This is a genomic window from Sphingopyxis granuli (assembly GCF_001559015.1).
GTDB classification, from domain to species: Bacteria; Pseudomonadota; Alphaproteobacteria; order Sphingomonadales; family Sphingomonadaceae; genus Sphingopyxis; species Sphingopyxis granuli.
Window position 1 is genome coordinate 4,449,622 of record NZ_CP012199.1, and the last position, 17,392, is coordinate 4,467,013.

At 69.1% G+C, this 17,392-nt stretch carries 17 protein-coding genes; 4 read left to right on the forward strand and 13 right to left on the reverse strand.

What is annotated here, in order from left to right:
- The first annotated feature begins 8 nt into the window (after positions 1-8).
- Positions 9-1,358: an ammonium transporter gene (locus tag SGRAN_RS20320; RefSeq protein WP_067186460.1), complete on the forward strand. Its 1,350-nt coding sequence runs from the start codon at positions 9-11 to the stop codon at positions 1,356-1,358.
- Positions 1,359-1,718: 360 nt separating this feature from the next.
- Here the strand turns inward: SGRAN_RS20320 and SGRAN_RS20325 are convergent, their stop codons facing one another.
- From SGRAN_RS20325 to gluQRS, 13 genes are all read right to left on the reverse strand, one after another.
- A complete protein-coding gene (locus tag SGRAN_RS20325) occupies positions 1,719-3,305 on the reverse strand; it encodes a GMC family oxidoreductase (protein WP_067186465.1) in 1,587 nt (528 codons plus the stop codon).
- Between the two features lie 104 nt (positions 3,306-3,409).
- Complete coding sequence (locus tag SGRAN_RS20330; RefSeq protein ID WP_067186467.1) at positions 3,410-4,324, reverse strand: sterol desaturase family protein; 915 nt, start codon at positions 4,322-4,324, stop codon at positions 3,410-3,412.
- A complete protein-coding gene (locus SGRAN_RS20335; protein ID WP_234002518.1) occupies positions 4,317-4,799 on the reverse strand; it encodes a hypothetical protein in 483 nt (160 codons plus the stop codon). Before SGRAN_RS20335 ends, SGRAN_RS20330 begins: the two co-directional genes overlap by 8 nt.
- Entirely contained in the window at positions 4,796-5,230 is a 435-nt protein-coding gene (locus SGRAN_RS20340; protein WP_067112652.1) for a TIGR01244 family sulfur transferase, read from the reverse strand. Before SGRAN_RS20340 ends, SGRAN_RS20335 begins: the two co-directional genes overlap by 4 nt.
- A 223-nt stretch (positions 5,231-5,453) precedes the next feature.
- Positions 5,454-7,226, reverse strand: a complete 1,773-nt coding sequence (gene recQ, locus SGRAN_RS20345) for a DNA helicase RecQ (RefSeq protein ID WP_067187212.1) — start codon at positions 7,224-7,226, stop codon at positions 5,454-5,456.
- A gap of 8 nt (positions 7,227-7,234) precedes the next feature.
- On the reverse strand, positions 7,235-8,101 hold the full coding sequence (locus tag SGRAN_RS20350) for a 3-hydroxyacyl-CoA dehydrogenase NAD-binding domain-containing protein (protein WP_067186469.1): 867 nt from the start codon (positions 8,099-8,101) through the stop codon (positions 7,235-7,237).
- Positions 8,102-8,236: 135 nt separating this feature from the next.
- Complete coding sequence (gene egtD, locus SGRAN_RS20355) at positions 8,237-9,223, reverse strand: L-histidine N(alpha)-methyltransferase (RefSeq protein WP_067112645.1); 987 nt, start codon at positions 9,221-9,223, stop codon at positions 8,237-8,239.
- Position 9,224: 1 nt separating this feature from the next.
- Positions 9,225-10,532, reverse strand: coding sequence for an ergothioneine biosynthesis protein EgtB (gene egtB / locus SGRAN_RS20360; protein ID WP_067186470.1), 1,308 nt, complete (start codon positions 10,530-10,532; stop codon positions 9,225-9,227).
- A 146-nt stretch (positions 10,533-10,678) separates the two neighbouring features.
- Entirely contained in the window at positions 10,679-11,080 is a 402-nt protein-coding gene (locus SGRAN_RS20365) for a type II toxin-antitoxin system VapC family toxin (RefSeq protein WP_067112639.1), read from the reverse strand.
- A 4-nt stretch (positions 11,081-11,084) separates the two neighbouring features.
- Positions 11,085-11,390, reverse strand: a complete 306-nt coding sequence (locus SGRAN_RS20370; RefSeq protein WP_237233591.1) for a type II toxin-antitoxin system VapB family antitoxin — start codon at positions 11,388-11,390, stop codon at positions 11,085-11,087.
- A gap of 172 nt (positions 11,391-11,562) precedes the next feature.
- The gene (locus SGRAN_RS20375; protein ID WP_067186472.1) at positions 11,563-12,144 is read right to left on the reverse strand and encodes a cob(I)yrinic acid a,c-diamide adenosyltransferase; all 582 of its coding nucleotides are present in this window, start codon (positions 12,142-12,144) and stop codon (positions 11,563-11,565) included.
- A gap of 119 nt (positions 12,145-12,263) precedes the next feature.
- Positions 12,264-12,488: an HIG1 domain-containing protein gene (locus SGRAN_RS20380; protein WP_067113372.1), complete on the reverse strand. Its 225-nt coding sequence runs from the start codon at positions 12,486-12,488 to the stop codon at positions 12,264-12,266.
- Positions 12,489-12,497: 9 nt separating this feature from the next.
- The gene (gluQRS, locus tag SGRAN_RS20385) at positions 12,498-13,349 is read right to left on the reverse strand and encodes a tRNA glutamyl-Q(34) synthetase GluQRS (RefSeq protein ID WP_067186474.1); all 852 of its coding nucleotides are present in this window, start codon (positions 13,347-13,349) and stop codon (positions 12,498-12,500) included.
- 168 nt (positions 13,350-13,517) lie between these two features.
- Here gluQRS and SGRAN_RS20390 point away from each other — a divergent pair, with 168 nt between their 5' ends.
- The 3 genes from SGRAN_RS20390 (at position 13,518) to ppc (ending at position 17,310) form a co-directional block, all read left to right on the forward strand.
- A complete protein-coding gene (locus SGRAN_RS20390) occupies positions 13,518-14,084 on the forward strand; it encodes an HNH endonuclease (protein ID WP_067113387.1) in 567 nt (188 codons plus the stop codon).
- Between the two features lie 81 nt (positions 14,085-14,165).
- Positions 14,166-14,588: a YbaY family lipoprotein gene (locus SGRAN_RS20395; RefSeq protein WP_199775028.1), complete on the forward strand. Its 423-nt coding sequence runs from the start codon at positions 14,166-14,168 to the stop codon at positions 14,586-14,588.
- 52 nt (positions 14,589-14,640) lie between these two features.
- Positions 14,641-17,310, forward strand: coding sequence for a phosphoenolpyruvate carboxylase (gene ppc / locus SGRAN_RS20400; protein WP_067186476.1), 2,670 nt, complete (start codon positions 14,641-14,643; stop codon positions 17,308-17,310).
- Positions 17,311-17,392: the final 82 nt, after the last annotated feature.

Consider the following 17,392-nt stretch of genomic DNA (forward strand, 5'->3'; position numbering starts at 1 on the left):
GGACTGATATGACGTTCGCACAGAAAATGGCGGCAGCCACCGGCGCCGCCGGTCTCGCGCTGATCGCCGCGACACCCGCCTGGGCGCAGCAGGCCGCGCCCGAAGCCGCCGAAGCCGTTGTCGAAGCCGTTGTCGACAAAGGCGACGTCGCCTGGATGATGACTGCGACCGTGCTGGTGCTCACGATGATCCTGCCCGGCCTCGCGCTCTTCTACGGCGGCCTCACGCGCACCAAGAACATGCTGTCGACGATGACGCAGGTCGGCGCCGCCGCCTGCCTCGCGATGCTCGTCTGGGTCTGTTACGGCTACGGCCTCGCCTTCGGCCCCGAAGGCAATGCCTTCATCGCCTGGGGCAAGTTCTTCCTGTCGGGCGTCACCGCCGACAGCCTCGCCGATACGTTCAGCGACGGTTTCAAGCTGCCCGAATATGTCTTCATCAGCTTTCAGATGACCTTTGCCGCGATCACCCTCGCGCTGGTGCTGGGCGCGACGGTCGAGCGGATGAAATTCGCGGCGGTCATGGTGTTCGGCATCGTCTGGCTGACGATCGTCTATTTCCCGATCGCGCACATGGTGTGGGCGGCGGGCGGCCTGTTCTTCGAAATGGGCGCGCTCGATTTCGCCGGCGGCACCGTCGTGCACATCAACGCCGGTGTCTCGGCGCTGGTGGCGGCGCTGATCCTCGGCAAGCGCATCGGCTATCAGAAAGAGATCATGGCGCCGCACGCGCTGACGCTGACGATGGTCGGCACCGGCCTGCTGTGGGTGGGCTGGTTCGGCTTCAACGCCGGGTCGGCGCTCGAAGCAAACGGTTCGGCGGCGCTGGCGATGATCAACACCTTCGTCGCCACCGCGTCGGCCGGGCTGTTCTGGATGATCGCGGAGAAGGTCGCGGGGCACAAGCCGTCGGCGCTCGGCTTCTGCTCGGGCATCATCGCCGGGCTGGTCGCGGTGACGCCCGCCGCCGGCAACGCGGGGCCGTTCGGCGCCATCGTCCTGGGCGCGGCGGCGTCGGTGATCTGCTTCTACATGGTGACCGTCCTCAAGCCGCGGCTCGGCTACGACGACTCGCTCGACGCCTTCGGCATCCACGGCGTCGGCGGCATCGTCGGGGCGCTCGGCACCGCCATCGTCTATGCCCCCGGTCTCGGCGGGCCCGGCGGGGCCGATTATGCGATCGGCGGCCAGTTCGTCACGCAGGTGCTGGCGGTCGGCACGACGATCGTCTGGGCCGGCGTCGGCACCGCCATCGCCATCACCGTCGCCAAGGCGCTCACCGGGCTGCGCGTCAGCGAGGAGGTCGAGCGCGAAGGGCTCGACCTCGGCGAACATGGCGAGCGCGCCTACACCTATTGATCGACCGGACAGGACACCCGCCGCCGCACGCTCTCCTCTTCGAAAAAGGCGGCGGGGTCCGACGAGGTTCCTCCTGCGAACCACTCAGGCCGGGACGGATGTCCCGGCCGTTTTTTGTGCACCGGGCCGCTGCACAAGACGGGTGCAGCATTGCCTGCAAATTAGGCCTTTTCATCCCCTCATTAATATGGCATTCAGCCTGTCATGAGTTTCAGGAGGGGAGAGCCTGAAAGGCTGGGCCGGGACGCAAGTTCCGGCCCTCTTTTTTTACCTTGCCCATCCGCGGGGCCGGAAACGCCCTTTTTGCAGGCGCTTGCCGTGCCGCCATATAGCGATTCGCCGAATCGACGGTAGCGCCGGTCAGCCTAGCGCCGCCGCGACGAAATCGGCCGCGCGCTCGCCGATCATGATGCTCGGGGCGTTGGTGTTGCCGCTGACCAGCCGCGGCATGACGCTCGCGTCGGCGACCCACAGCCGCTCGATCCCGTTCGCCTTCAGCGTCGGATCGACCACGGCGTCCGCGTCGCTGCCCATGCGGCAGGTGCCGACCGGGTGATAGACGGTGTCGGCGCGGCTGCGGATCAGCGCGTCGAGCGCCGCATCGTCGTCGAGGTCGATCGGATGGCGGTCGGCCCCGGCATAACCGGACAGCGGCGGCGCGGCGACGATCCGGTGCATCATCCGCACCCCGGCGCGCAGGACGGCCATGTCGCGGTCGTCGGTCAGGAAACCGGGGTCGATCAGCGGCGCGGCGGCGGCATCGGCGGACGCCAGCGTCACGCTGCCGCGACTTTCGGGGCGCAGCACGCAGGCGTGGCAGGAAAAGCCGTGCCCCTTCACCTTGGCGCGGCCGTGATCCTCGAGCATCGCGGGGACGAAATGATATTGGATATCGGGCGCGGGCAGGTCAGGGCGCGATTTCCAGAAGCCGCCCGCCTCGGCGAAACAGGTGGTCATGATGCCGGTGCGCCTGCGGCGATGCTCGACGATCGCCTTCACCATCCGCCATGTGCCGCCGAGGCTGTCGCCGAACGGCTCGGTCGAGCGCGTCTCCCAACTCGACACATAGTCGATATGATCCTGCAGATTCGCGCCCACCCCGGCGCGGTCGAGGGCGACGTCGATGCCATGTTCGCGCAGATGCGCAGCAGGACCGATACCCGACAGCATCAAGATCTGCGGGCTGCCGAAGGCCCCCGCCGACAGGATCACGCCGCCCGCGGCGCGCAGCGTCTCTCGCCCCCGGCCGCGGCGGATCACCACCCCGGTCGCGCGCCCGTCCTCGATCAATATCCGCTCGACCAGCGCCCCGGTCCGGATATCAAAATTGGCGCGCCCGCGCAGCGGCTCGACATAGGCGCGCGCCGCCGACCAGCGCTCGCCCGCCTTCTGCGTCACCTGATAGAGGCCGAAGCCTTCCTGCTGCGCCCCGTTGAAATCGGGGGTGCGCGGCAGTTGCAACGCCGCCGCGCTTTCGACGAAACGCCGGCTCGTCACATTGGGCCAGCGCTGGTCCATGACGTTCAGCGGCCCGTCGCCGCCGTGAAAATCGTCGGCGCCGCGCTCGTTGCCCTCGCTGCGCTTGAAGTAGGGCAGCACGTCGGCATAGCCCCACCCCGTCGCGCCCAGTTCGGCCCACTGGTCGTAGTCGAAGGCGTTGCCGCGGATATAGACCATCGCGTTGATCGCGCTCGACCCGCCGAGCCCGCGCCCGCGCGGCTGGTATCCGACGCGCCCGTTCAGCCCGGCCTGCGGCACCGTGTCATATTGCCAGTTCGACGCCTTGGGGATGAAGGGCATGAAGCCCGGCGTCTTGACCCGCACCGTATCGTTGCGCCCGCCCGCCTCGACCAGGCAGACGCGCCGCCTTCCATCCGCGGCAAGCCGTCCCGCCGCCGCGCTTCCCGCGCTGCCGCCGCCGATGACGATGATGTCGAACTGATCCATATGCCGCTCCCCTCGCCACCCGCTCGGTGGTCCATCGCGACTTACATGAATGTCATTAGATGGCGAGGCAAGCCCATTACGCCTCGCTCGCGAAGCGATGGCGCTTACTCCGCCGCCTCTTCCACCGCGTGCCGCGCGCGCCAGCGGTCCTTGATCATGTCGCTGGTCAGCCGGCTGCCGTCGTGGCTCCAGCCGGGTTCGCGCCAGACATAGTCGAGCTTGTGCCGCCACGGCGCAGCCCATACGTCCTTGGCGATGCCGACCCATTCGTGGACCGCGGCCCACAGGATGTTGAAGCTGCCGAGCTGCTTGACGATGCCGTAGCGCACCGGATCTTCGTCGCGTTCGGGGACGAAGCTGCCGAACAGCTTGTCCCAGACGATGAAGACGCCGGCATAATTGGCGTCGAGATAGCGCGGGTTGACCCCGTGATGGACGCGGTGGTGCGAGGGCGTGTTCATCACCGCCTCGAACCATTTCGGCATCCGCCCGATTGCTTCGGTATGGATCCAGAACTGATAGATCAGGTTGAGCCCGCCGCAGAAGAAGACCATCGCCGGCGGAAAGCCGATCAGGAACAGCGGCAGGCGGAAGAGGAAGGTCAGGCTGAAGAAGCCAGTCCACGTCTGCCGCAGCGCGGTCGAGAGATTATAATGCTGCGAACTGTGGTGAATGACATGGCTCGCCCAGAACCAGCGCACGCGGTGCGCGCTGCGGTGAAAGGCGTAATAGGCAAGGTCATCGAGCAGGAAGCAGAGCAGCCACGCCCACCACCAGTGCCGCAGGTCGAGGCCGATGTCGAACAGGCGATATTGATAGACCCACACCGCCATGCCGACCACCGCCGCGCCGACGAAGGCGCCGGCGACCTGGCTGCCGGTGCCGAGCATCAGCGAGGTCAGCGTGTCGCGCGCTTCATAGCGGCTGCGGTCGCGGCGCAGCGACACGATCATCTCGACGATCAGCAGGAGGATGAACGCCGGAACCGCATAGACGACGGGATCGGGCAGCTTATCCATGGCTCGCCGCCCCTTCCGGCGCGCGCGCCGCGGCGGCGGCGATCCGCTCCGCCGCGGGCGGCGCCGCCGCGCGATCCGACAGCGCCCGCATCCGCGCCGCCCACACCCCGGCATCCTTGCCGAGCTGGAGCGTCACCGCGCCGAAGGTCCGCTCGGGCGTGGCGAGGGTCAGGAAATTCTTGTCGAGCCGCCCGATCACGCTGGCGTCGACGGCGCGCGCCGCGAAATGGTTGCCGTGCGCGCGGACCAGCATCATCCGCCCCTCCGCGTTGCGGACGATCGCCGCATAGCCCGCACGGTCGCGCGCGACGTCGACCCCGCCGAACCCCGTCTCGGCTTCCTCGGCGAGGCGGATCGCGTGGGCGGCGTCGGCGATGCGCGGGTCCGCGCCGAGCCCCATCGCCTTCACCAGCCAGGCGACGAACAGCACCGCGACCAGCGACGCGGCAAGCTGGATCAGCGCGCCCGCCGTCACGCGTCGCCCGCCAGCGCGTCCATCATCGGACGCAGCGCCGCCAGATCGTAGCCCGCCCGCGCGGCAGCGGCGCAGATCGCGTCGACATCGTCGCCGGCGCGCGCGCGCGTCAGCGCCCACAGATGCGTCGAGCGCGTGCCCGAGCGGCAATAGGCGAGCACCGGCCCCGTCGCGTCGCGAAGCAACGTGTCGAGCGCGTCGAGCTGCGCGTGGCTGAACCCCGCATGGCCGATCGGAATCGCGGCATAGGCCAGCCCTTCGGCCGCGCAGGCGTGCGCGATGGCATCGCCCTGCGGCGCCGCGCTGTCCTCGCCATCGGGACGGTTGTTGACGACAAGCGCGAAGCCCGCCGCCTTCGCCGCGGCGACATCCTCGAGGTCGATCTGCGGCGCGACGCTGTAATGGTCGGTCAGGGGACGAAAATCGCTCATGACGCGATGTATAGGCCAGCCGCATTTGCTGACAAGCGTGAAGGTGCGCGGTCTGCGATCCTGTCGGGCAAGGGTGAGGGCAGCGCGGCGGCTGGGAGGTGGTGAGCGGACATTGCCCGGCCCCGCTCGTCATCCCGGACTTGATCCGGGATCCATTCACGCAGCGTCGGATGAATGGATCCCGGATCAAGTCCGGGATGACATACAGTTCGCTTTCTCACGCTCAATACTGCCGGATCACCTCCAGAAAGGCATCGCCCCATGCCTCCAGCTTCTTTGCGCCGACCCCCGGGATCGTCGCCAGTTCGGCCCGCGTCGAAGGTCGCTCACTCGCCATCGCGCGCAGCACCGCGTCGTGGAAGACGACATAGGGCGGCACTCCCGCCTCCGCCGCCAGCTCGCGCCGGATCGCGCGCAGCGCTTCGAACAACGGATCGCCGACCGGATTCGCCGCCGCCCGGTCGGCGCGCCCGCCGCGACGCGCCGGCCGCGCCGGGGGTTCGGCGATCAGCACCGGCGCCTCACCCTTCAGCACCGGCCGCGCCGCCGGGCCGAGCATCAGCCCGCCATGCTCGGTGGTCGCCAGCGCCTCGCGCGCCATCAGGCTGCGCACCAGCGGCTTGATCAGCCGTGCCTCCTCCCCCGCGACGATGCCGAAAACCGACAGCTTGTCGTGGCCGCGCTGGACGATGCGCTCGTCGCTCCGCCCGGTCAGTACCGCCTCGACATGCCCCGCGCCGAAGCTCTGTCCGGTGCGATAGACGGCGGAGAGCAGTTTCTGCGCGAGCACCGTCGCGTCGACCTGGCGCGGCGGGTCGAGGCAATTGTCGCAATTGCCGCAGCGTTCGGGCGGATGCTCGCCGAAATGGCGCAGCAGCAGCGCGCGGCGGCATTCGACCGTCTCGACCAGCGCCGCGAGCGCGTCGAGCCGCGTCCGCTCGCTCGCGACGCGCGCCTCGGGCAGTTCGGACAGGCGCATTCGCGCCCGCGCGAAATCGTCGGCGCCCCACAGCATCAGCGCCTCGGCCGGGTCGCCGTCGCGGCCCGCGCGCCCGGTTTCCTGATAATAGCTCTCGATCGACTTAGGCAGGCCCGCGTGCGCGACGAAGCGCACGTCGGGCTTGTCGATCCCCATGCCGAAGGCGACCGTCGCGGTGACGATGCCCTCCTCCGACGTGACGAAATCATGCTGCACCTGCGCGCGCCGTTCGGGATCGAGCCCGGCGTGATAGGCGGCGACCGGCCGTCCCGTCGCCGCCGCGAGGCTGGCCGCCATGCGCTCGGTCCCGTCGCGCGTCGGGCAATAGACGATCCCCGGCCCCGGGTTGGCGGTGATGAAGGCGGCAAGCTGCTTCGCCGCGCCGACGCGCGGCATCACGCGGTAGCGGATGTTCGGCCGGTCGAAACCCGCGAGCACCAGCCCGTCCTGCGGGATACCCAGTTGGACGAGGATGTCGGCGCGAGTGTGGCGATCGGCGGTCGCGGTGAGCGCGAGCCGCGGCACGTCGGAAAAGGCGTCGAGCAGCGGCCTGAGCAGGCGGTAGTCGGGCCGGAAATCATGTCCCCATTCCGAAACGCAATGCGCCTCGTCGATCGCGAACAATGCGGGCCTGCGCGAGTCGAGCAGCGCGCGGAATCCTTCGCCGGTCGCGCGTTCGGGCGCGACGTAGAGGAGGTCGAGCAGCCCCTCGCGATAGGCCTGCCGCGTGTCGGCATGGTCGGCGTCGGCGCTGGTCAGCGACGCCGCCCGGATTCCCGCCGCCCGCGCGCCGCGCAGCTGGTCGTGCATCAGCGCGATCAGCGGCGAAACGACGATCACGCAGCCGTCGAGCGCAACCGACGGAAGCTGGTAGGTCAGCGACTTGCCCGCCCCGGTCGGCATCACCGCGAGCGTGTGGCGCCCCGCCATCACCCGCTCCACCACCTCGGCCTGGCGGCCGCGGAAGGCGTCGAAGCCGAAGGTCGATTTGAGGAGCGGGAGAAGCGTATCGGTCATGGCGGCGGTCACCGCGTCGGCACGGGCTCCGCCCCCGTCCAGTCATAGAAGCCGCGCCCGGCCTTGCGGCCGACCCATCCCGCCTCGACATATTGGACGAGCAGCGGCGCCGGGCGGAACTTGGGGTCGCCGGTGCCGCTGTGCAGCACGCGGATGATTTCGAGACAGGTGTCGAGGCCGATGAAGTCGGCGAGGGTGATCGGTCCCATCGGATGGTTGAGCCCGAGCCGGCAGCCGGCGTCGATGTCGCGCATCGTCGCGACGCCCTCGCCCAGCGCGAACACCGCCTCGTTGATCAGCGGCATCAGCACGCGGTTGACGATGAAGCCCGGTGCGTCGTTGGCGTGGACGATCTCCTTGCCGAGGCCGCGGCCATAGGCCTCGACCGCCGCGAGCGTCGCGTCGCTGGTGGCAAGGCCGCGGATCAGTTCGATCAGCCCCATCACCGGCACCGGGTTGAAGAAATGGACGCCGATGAAGCGCGCCGGATCGGGCGCCGCCTGCGCGAGGCGGGTGATCGGGATCGAACTGGTGTTGGTCGCGAGGATCGCGGTGTCCGACAGATGCGGGCCGACGCTGGCAAAGATCGCGCGCTTGATCTCCTCGCGCTCGGTCGCCGCCTCGATGACGAGGCCGGCGGGGGCGAAGGCGGCATGATCGGCGACCGGGGCGATGCGGGCGAGCAGCGCGTCGGCGGCGTCCTGCGCCATCTTCTCCTTCGCGACGAGGCGGCCGAGCGCCGTGGCGATGCCCGCCTTGCCCGCCTCGGCGCGCGCGAGGTCGACGTCGGACAGCAGGACGTCGTGCCCCGCGCCCGCCGATACCTGGGCGATCCCTGCGCCCATTTGCCCTGCCCCGATAACGCCGACGATCATATGTTGCCCTTTCCAATTGGCGGCACCGGCCCGCTGCCCCGCCCGGCCTCCCATCAGGACGCTGTCGTCGGAAGGCGGGTCGGGGAGTGGGCTGGTGCCGGTTCCCGGCGTCAGTCGGGAAAAGCGATCGCGCCGTCAAGGGGCGGAGCGGGGCTCGGTCGCTTCGGCGAGGATCAGCGCGAAGGCGGGATCGGCGTCGTCCCACGTCGCGAGCGGGGTCCAGCCGCCGGCGCGCAGCAGCAGGCTGGCATCACGCGGGCCGTATTTGTGGCTGTTCTCGCTGTGGATCGTCTCCCCCTTCGCCATGCGATAGCGTTGCCCGTCGACGGTGAACGCCATGTCGCACGCGGCGACGAGATGCATCTCGATCCGCGCCTGCGCATCGTTCCAGACCGCGCGGTGAAGGAAATTCTCGATCGCGATATCGCCCTCCAGCTCGCGGTTGATGCGTTCGAGCAGGTTGCGGTTGAAAGCGGCGGTGACCCCCGCCGGATCGTCATAGGCGGCGGTCAGCGTCGCGCGGTCCTTGATCCGGTCGATCCCGATCAGGAGGCGCGAGCCGTCGCCCAGCGCCGCGCGCCAGTTGCGCAGCAGGTCGACCGCGCTGGCCGCGACCATGTTGCCGATCGTCGATCCGGGAAAGAAGCCGAGCTTGGGCAGCGCCGCGATCTCGCGCGGCAGCAGGACGCGCTGGGTGAAGTCGGCTTCGACCGGATAGACGGGAAGGCCGGGAAAGCGCGCCGCGAGGTCGGCGGCGCTGTCGCGCAGCATCGTCCCCGAAAGGTCGACGGGCACATAGGCGGCGGGGGCGATGGCATCGAGCAGCAGCGGCGTCTTCGTCGCGCTGCCCGATCCCAGTTCGACCACCGCGCGGCCCGGGCCGATCGCCGCGGCCATCGCGGCGGCATGGCGCTTCAGCAGGTCGGTCTCGCTGCGCGTCGGATAATATTCGGGGAGCGCGGTGATATCCTCGAACAGCGCCGATCCGGTCGCATCGTAGAGCCAGCGCGCCGGAATCGCCTTCTGCGCCTGCGACAGCCCGGCGCGGACGTCGGCGCGAAAGGCGGTGTCGACCCCGGCGGCATCGGCATCGACCTGCCGCAGATGACGGACGACGCCCATGTCAAAGGTCCCGCGCGAGGCGCAGACCGGTGAACTGCCAGCGCTGATGCGGATAGAAGAAATTGCGGTAGGAGGCGCGCGCATGCCCGCGCGGGGTCGCGCAGCTGCCGCCCTTGAGCACGAACTGGCCGCTCATGAACTTGCCGTTATATTCGCCGACCGCGCCGGGCGCGGGGCGGAAACCGGGATAGGGTCGATAGGCGCTGCCGGTCCATTCCCACACGCTGCCGAACATTTGTTGCAGTCCGGTGGCGGCGGCCTGTGCCGCGGGCTGCACCGGCCCCGCCGCGTCGAGTTGCTGCCCCGCGGCCGGGTCGAGCGGCGCGGCGGCGGCTTCCCATTCATGCTCGGTCGGCAGCCGCGCGCCGGCCCAGGCCGCGAAGGCGTCGGCCTCGAAGAGGCTGATGTGCGTCACCGGCGCGTCCGGGTCGATCTCGCGCCAGCCCGACAGGGTGAAGCAGCGCCCGTCGCGCCAATAGGCGGGCGCGTCGACGTCCTGCGCCTGCACCCAGGCCCAGCCGTCGCTGAGCCACAGCGACGCGGTGCGGTAGCCGCCATCGGCGATGAACTGCTGCCATTCGCCGTTGGTCACCGGACGGCTGGCGAGCGCGTGCGGCGTCAGAAGCACGGAAAAGCGCGGAACTTCACAGTCGAATGCGAAGCCGTCGCCGTCGTGGCCGACCGCCACGATACCTTCCGCGCCGGTGACCCAGGTCAGCGCGCCCGCCGGGTCGGGTGCGGATGCGGAAGGCGCGGAAGAGCGCGCGGCTTCAAACGCGAATCGCGGTTCGGGCTCCCATAGCGCGGGGCCGAGCGGGTTCTGCGCGAACAGATGCTTGATGTCGGTGAGCAGCAATTCCTGATGCTGCTGCTCGTGCTGGATGCCGAGTTCGATCAGCGCGTGCGCGGCGGGCGGCAGGCCGGGCAGCGCCGCCTGCACCGCCGCATCGACATGGTCCCGCCACGCGCGCACCTGATCGAGCGACGGACGCGTCAGCAGCCCGCGGCGCGCGCGCGCGTGGCGCGGCCCCTCCGCCTCGTAATAGCTGTTGAAGAGATAGGGGTAGCGGTCGTCGAACAGCCGATAGCTGGGTTGGTGATCGCGCAGCACGAAGGTTTCGAAAAACCATGTCGTGTGTGCGAGATGCCATTTGGCGGGCGAGGCGTCGGGCATCGACTGTGCGCTGACGTCGGCGTCCGACAGCGGCGCCGCGAGGTCGAGCGTCAGTTGCCGCGTCGCGGCGAAGCGCCGCGCCAGATCGGAGACACCGGAAAGCGAAGCGGACGAAACATCTATTCGGCTGGCCATGTCGAAACAATCCGCGAGAGGGCGATTCGGTTTCGCGAGCGGGGAACTATGCACGGATACGCGGCGATTGTCCAGAACATATAGGGAACGATCGCCATCACCCTGCCCCACTGCACACGGGCACGGATGTCTCAAAGACGATCGATCTACCGCTCGCCGCTCCAGGCCGCCTCGATATCGGTCCGTGCGAAATCATCGCCTTTGAACAGCAGCGGCTCGCCCGCCGCCTTCGCCAGGGCATAGGCGAAGCAGTCGCCGAAGTTCAGCCCGGCCTTGTGGCGTCCCTTGCCGTAGTCGAGAAAGGCCTGTCGGGCCAGCTCGCCCTGTTCGACCGTCACGGGTTCGATCGCGATGCCTGCGCGCCGAAAGAAGTTTTCCGCCTGACGCATCCCTTGGGGTCCGAGCTGGCTTTCGACGACCATCGATAATTCGACATGATTGGCGACGCTGATGCGACAGCTTTCGGCATCATGGATCAGCCGGACGAAGGACGGACCTTCGGGTTCGTGATAAAGGATCGCGACCAGAGCAGAAGTGTCGATTATCACTGCATCACCGAGGCAGGCCGGCGTCGTCGTATAACAGTTCGGCATGATCGGCGTAGGGGCGCTTCACATGGGCAGCCGCTCGGTCGGCAATCGCGAGGAGTTCCTCCACGCTGGCCCTGGCCTTGCGGCGCTGGATCGCGGCGAGACGATCGCGCAAGGCATCCGTGACCACGCGGGTCATGCTCTGGCCAGTCGCCCGCGCGATAGCCTGTGCGAGGCGGTGTGCCTCCGGGTCTTTGACATTCAAACTCACAATATGCCTTTCTAGAAAAACTTCTTCTTTTCTACCATAATGATCCGAATGGAACAAGGCCCCCACTCTGCTTCCGCACGGCGAGGGTCGGGCGTGTCTTGGAGTCCTGACAATTTTGGATAGGCCAGAGCCATCGTGAGCGGAGCGAAGCAATCCCGGGCAGTTTGCGCCCGCTCTGGATTGCCGCGCGGCTTCACCGCTCGCAATGACGATAACGGGGTTCCGATGGTCAGCGCGTAGCGCCGGGTTTCCAGAGGATGTCGCCGCCCGCCGCGGCGCTCAGGTGGCGCGTCAGCACGAACAGATGGTCCGACAGGCGATTGAGATAGGCGAGCGCGAGCGGGTTGAGGGCGCGGTCCGCCCCCGCCGCGACCGCCGACCGCTCGGCGCGGCGCGTCACCGCGCGCGCGAGGTGGAGCCGCGCCGCCGCTTCGCCGCCGCCGGGCAGGATGAAGCTGCGCAGCGGATCGAGCGCGGCGTTCATCGCGTCGATCTCTGCCTCCAGCCGTTCGATCTGGCCGGGGACGATGCGCAGCGCCATGTCGTGCGGGCCGAAGCCGTGCTCGGCATCGGCGGGGGTCGCGAGATCGGCGCCGAGATCGAACAATTCGTTCTGGATGCGGGCCAGCATCGCCGCTTCGTCGCCGTCCGCGGGCAGCGCCGCGACCGCGATGCCGATCGCGCTGTTCGCTTCGTCGACGTCGCCGACCGCCTGCATCAGCGGCGCCGACTTGGCGATGCGCGAGCCATCGACGAGCCCCGTCGTGCCGCGATCGCCGGTGCGGGTGTAGATCTTGTTGAGCTTGACCATGGGATTCCTACGGAGAGCTCGGCACCGGCCCACGCCCCCACCCGGCCTCCCAACGCAATGTTACGCTGTTTGGGAGGCCGGGTGGGGGCGTGGGCCGGTGCCGCATACGGGCGAAGCGCTCAGGAACCGGCCGCCGTCACACCGATGATGATGAGCAGGATGATGGTGATCGCCTGCCATTTGATGCGGGCCATCATCATCCGGTTCTGCATCACCTGATTGTCGTGGATCGCCCCCTCGGTCGTGGCGCGATGCCCCTGCGCGAAATAGATGAGACCCCGCGCGAGCGAGAAAAGGACGAGACCGGCCGCAACGACGACCGCGAGGACGAGCAGAATCTGCATTCCCCCTATTTAGGCCATCCGCAGCGAATATCCAGCGGGAAGGCGCCCGGCGCGCAAATCATTCGCCAGCGCGCCCCCGTCGACGCCCTTTTCGCGCAGCATCGCGAGCGTCGCGGCGCCGTCGCGCTTGGCGAGCCGCCGGCCGTCGGCACCGCAGACGAGCGCGTGGTGGCGATAGCGCGGCGTCGGCAGGGCGAGCAGCGCCTGGAGCAACCGGTGAACGTCGGTCGATGCGATCAGGTCGGCGCCGCGCACGACGTGCGTCACCCCCATCGCGGCATCGTCGATCGTACTCGCGAGATGATAGCTGGCCGGCGCGTCCTTGCGCGCGAGCACGATGTCGCCGTGCGCGGCCGGATCGGCGAGCCGCACGCCCTGCCCCTCCTCCTCCCAGCGAAGCGGACCCGCGAGCGCCGCGGCGCGCCCCATGTCGAGCCGCCAGCAATGCGGCTCGGCCGCCCGGCGCCGCTCGCGCTCGGCGGCGGTCAGGCGGCGGCAGGTGCCCGGATAGAGGGGGCCGGCGGGACCGTGCGGCGCCGCGAGGCTGGCGGCGATGTCGGCGCGGGTGCAGAAACAGGGATAGACGAGCCCGCGCGCCGCCAGATCGGCGAGTGCCGCGGCATAGGCGTCGAGATGCGCCGACTGGCGCACCGGCGCCCCGTCCCACGCCAGCCCGAGCCAGGCGAGGTCGGCGAGCGCCGCCGCGACATGGCTTTCGCGCGAGCGGCCGCCGTCGATGTCGTCGATACGGATCCGGAAGCGGCCGCCCGCCGCGCGCGCCGCATCGTGCGCGAGCAGCGCGCTGTAGGCGTGGCCGAGGTGCAGCTCGCCGGTCGGGCTGGGGGCAAAACGGGTCAGCATCGAACGGCGCACTTATCCATATGCTGTGGCGAAACGACAGCGAGCTTGCCACATATTGCGGCACATGCCCTCTTGACGTCGGAATCCGTTGCGTGATGTAATGCTGCTGTCACTCGGGAAAGGCAGTGGCGCGCCATCCCGCACCACAGGGGGTTGCGCAGCGAAGCCATGTTCCATCCCGATCTTGCCCGCCATCCCGATCATTGTCCCGCGCTGGTCCTCAACGCCGACTATACGCCGCTGAGCTATTATCCGCTGAGCCTGTGGTCGTGGCAGACCGCGGTCAAGGCGGTTTTCCTCGACCGCGTCACCATCGTCGAGAATTACGAGCGCGAAATCCGGTCGCCGACGCGCACCATGCCGATCCCCAGCGTGATCGCGCTGCGCCAATATGTGAAGCCGTCGCAATATCCCGCCTTCACGCGCTTCAACCTGTTCCTGCGCGACCGGTTCGCCTGCCAATATTGCGGGTCGGGCAAGGATCTGACCTTCGATCACGTCGTGCCGCGCCGGCTGGGCGGGCGGACGAGCTGGGAAAATGTCGCGACCGCCTGCGCGCCGTGCAACCTGAAGAAGGGCGGCCGCACCCCCGCGCAGGCGCACATGCCGCTGCACCGCCAGCCGTGGCGCCCGACAAGCTGGCAGCTTCAGGACCACGGCCGCGGCTTTCCACCTAATTATCTGCACGAAAGCTGGATCGACTGGCTGTACTGGGACGTGGAACTGGAAGGCTGAACGGCGCGTATCGGGACGGGTCAGCCGGGGTTCATTCGCGCAGCCCTAGCCGGCCGGCAGCCTTTTCGCAGGAGAACAGCCGTGGTCCCCATCGCCCGCGCCGTCGCGCTCAGCCTCACCGCCCTGTCGCTCGCCGCCTGCGCGACGATCATGCCGTCCGAAGAGCCCGTCACGGTGACCGGCAGCATCGCCTATCGCGAGCGCATCGCACTGCCGCCGACGGCGCAGGTCGAAATCCGGCTCGACGACGTCAGCCTCGCCGACGCCCCCGCGCGCACGCTGGCACGTCAGGCCTTCACCGCCGACGGCCGGCAGGTGCCGTTCGCTTTCTCGCTGACCGTCGACCGGAACCGGCTCGATCCGCGCCACACTTATGCCGTCGCCGCGCGGATCAGCGATGCCGACGGCCGGCTGATGTTCATCACCGACACGCACAACGGCGTCGATTTCGTCGGCAAGGCGCGGGTCGACATGGGGACGCTGAATCTGGTCCGCGCGCGCTGACCGCGCGACGCGCCGCTTGACCGCACCCCTTCGCAGGTGCAGCAAAGGCGCCATGAACCAGCCGATCCAGATCAGCCAGAATCCCGACATCCGCTATCTCGGGCGGATATTGGGCGAGGTCATTCGCGCGCAGGGCGGCGAGACGCTGTTCCGCCGGACCGAATATATCCGTTCGGCGAGCGTCGACCGGCATCGCGGTATCGCGGGGGCCGAGGCGATCGACCCGGGGCTCGACGCGCTGAGTCTCGACGACACAATCGCCTTCGTGCGCGGCTTCATGCTCTTTTCGATGCTCGCCAACCTGGCGGAGGACCGGCAGGGCGTCGCCGCCGAGCCCGGGGCGACGGTGGCGGCGGCGCTCGAGCGGCTGGCGGCGGAGGGAATCGACGGCGATGCGGTGACGGCACTGCTGGAGCGGGCGCTGGTCGCCCCGGTGCTGACCGCCCACCCGACCGAGGTGCGCCGCAAGTCGGTACTCGACCACAAGAACCGCATCGCCGAACTGATGCGGCTGCGCGACGCGGGGCGCGAGGAAACGCCCGAGGGCGACAGCGTCGAAGCGGCGATCCGCCGCCAGATCGCGCTGCTGTGGCAGACGCGGCCGCTGCGCACCGAACGCTTGTTCGTCGCCGACGAGATCGACAATGCGCTCACCTATCTGCGCGACGTCTTTCTGCCGGTCGTGCCGCGGCTCTATGCGCGCTGGGAAAAGGAGTTGGGGCGGCGCCCCGCGAGCTTCCTGCGCGTCGGAAGCTGGATCGGCGGCGACCGCGACGGCAATCCCTTCGTCACCGCCGAAACGCTGGAGACGGCGACCGGACGCAACGCGGCGGCGGTGCTCAGCCATTATTGCGACGCGGTGCATGCACTCGGCACCGAGCTGTCGGTATCGCAGACGCTGGCCCCGGTGCCCGAAACGGTCACGGCACTCGCCGATGCGAGCGGCGACGAAGCGCCGAGCCGCAGCGACGAACCCTATCGCCGCGCGCTGTCGGGCATCTATGCGCGGCTGTGCGCCACCCATGTCGCGATCGTCGGCCACCCGCCGCCGCGCCCGTCGATGCTGGCGGGCGAGCCCTATGCCGCGCCCGCCGATTTCCGCCGCGACCTCGTCACCCTCGCCGACGGGCTGTCTGCGGGGGGCGAGGGGCAGCTCGGCGGGCTCGGCGCGCTGGGGCGGCTGATCCGCGCGGTCGAAGTCTTCGGCTTCCACCTCGCGACGCTCGACATGCGCCAGAACAGCGCGGTGCACGAACGCGTGCTCGCCGAACTGCTGCGCGTCTCGGGGGTCGAGGGCGATTATCTGGCGCTGGACGAGGAGGCGCGCGTCGCGCTGCTGCGCCGCGAACTGGCGGTCGATCGGCCGCTCGCCGCGCCATGGCACCGGTGGAGCGAGGAAACGGCGGGCGAACTGGCGATCGTCCACGCCGCCGCCGCGATCCGCGCGCGGCTGGGGCGCGAGGCGATCTGCCAGTGGATCATCAGCAAGGCCGAAAGCCTGTCCGACCTGCTGGAGGTCCATGTCCTCGCGCGCGAGGCGGGGCTGTGGTCGGGCGATGCCGACGATGCGCTGATGGTCGTGCCGCTGTTCGAGACGATCGCCGACCTCGATCAGGCGCCCGCGATCATGGCCGCCTATTTCGCGCTGCCCGAGATCGCGCAGCGCGTCGGCGCGCGCGGGTCGCAGGAAGTGATGATCGGCTATTCCGATTCGAACAAGGACGGCGGCTATCTGACCTCGACCTGGGGACTGCATCAGGCATCGGCGGCGCTGACCCCGGTGTTCGCGGCGGCGGACACCGCGATGCAGCTGTTCCACGGACGCGGCGGCGCGGTCGGGCGCGGCGGCGGCAGCGCCTTCGCGGCGATCCGCGCCCAGCCCGCGGGCACGGTGCAGGGCCGCATCCGCATCACCGAACAGGGCGAGGTGATCGCGGCCAAATACGGCACCACCGACAGCGCCGCGACCAATCTGGAGGCGATGGTGTCGGCCAGCCTGCTCGCCAGCCTGGAGCCCGAGGCGAAGAGCGCGGCCGATGCGGTGCGCTTCGCGGGCGCGATGGATGCGCTGTCCGATCATGCCTTCGCCGCCTATCGCGGGCTTGTCTACGACACGCCGGGCTTTCGGGATGTCTTCCGCGCGATGACGCCGATCGCGGAGATCGCGACGCTGAAGATCGGGTCGCGCCCGTCGAGCCGGACGAAGAGCAGCGCGATCGAGGACCTGCGCGCCATTCCCTGGGTGTTCAGCTGGGCGCAGGCGCGCACGATGCTGCCCGGATGGTACGGGACGGGCGAGGCGTTCGCCGCCTTCCCCGACCAGACGCTGCTCGCCGAGATGGCGGCGGGCTGGCCCTTCTTCGCGGCGCTGCTCGACAATATGGAGATGGTGCTCGCCAAGTCCGACATGGGGATCGCGGCGCGCTATGCCGGGCTCGCGAGCCATATCGACGGGCATGACGCGATCTTCATGGCGATACGTGACGGCTGGCAGCGCGCGCACGACGGCCTGCTGCGGATCACCGGCCAGTCGCGGCTGCTGGAGAAGAATCCGGCGCTCGAAGCGTCGATCCGGCTGCGCCTGCCCTATATCGAGCCGCTCAACCTGCTCCAGATCGAGCTGATGAAGCGCCACCGCGCGGGCGAGACCGACCCGCGCATCGCCGAGGGCATCCAACTGACGATCAACGCGATCGCGACGGCGCTGCGGAATAGCGGGTAGCGCAAAGCTCAACCATCACCGTTCGCATCGAGCGAAGTCGAGATGCCCATCGGGAAAGCGAAGCGCAAGACCGACGGGTGTC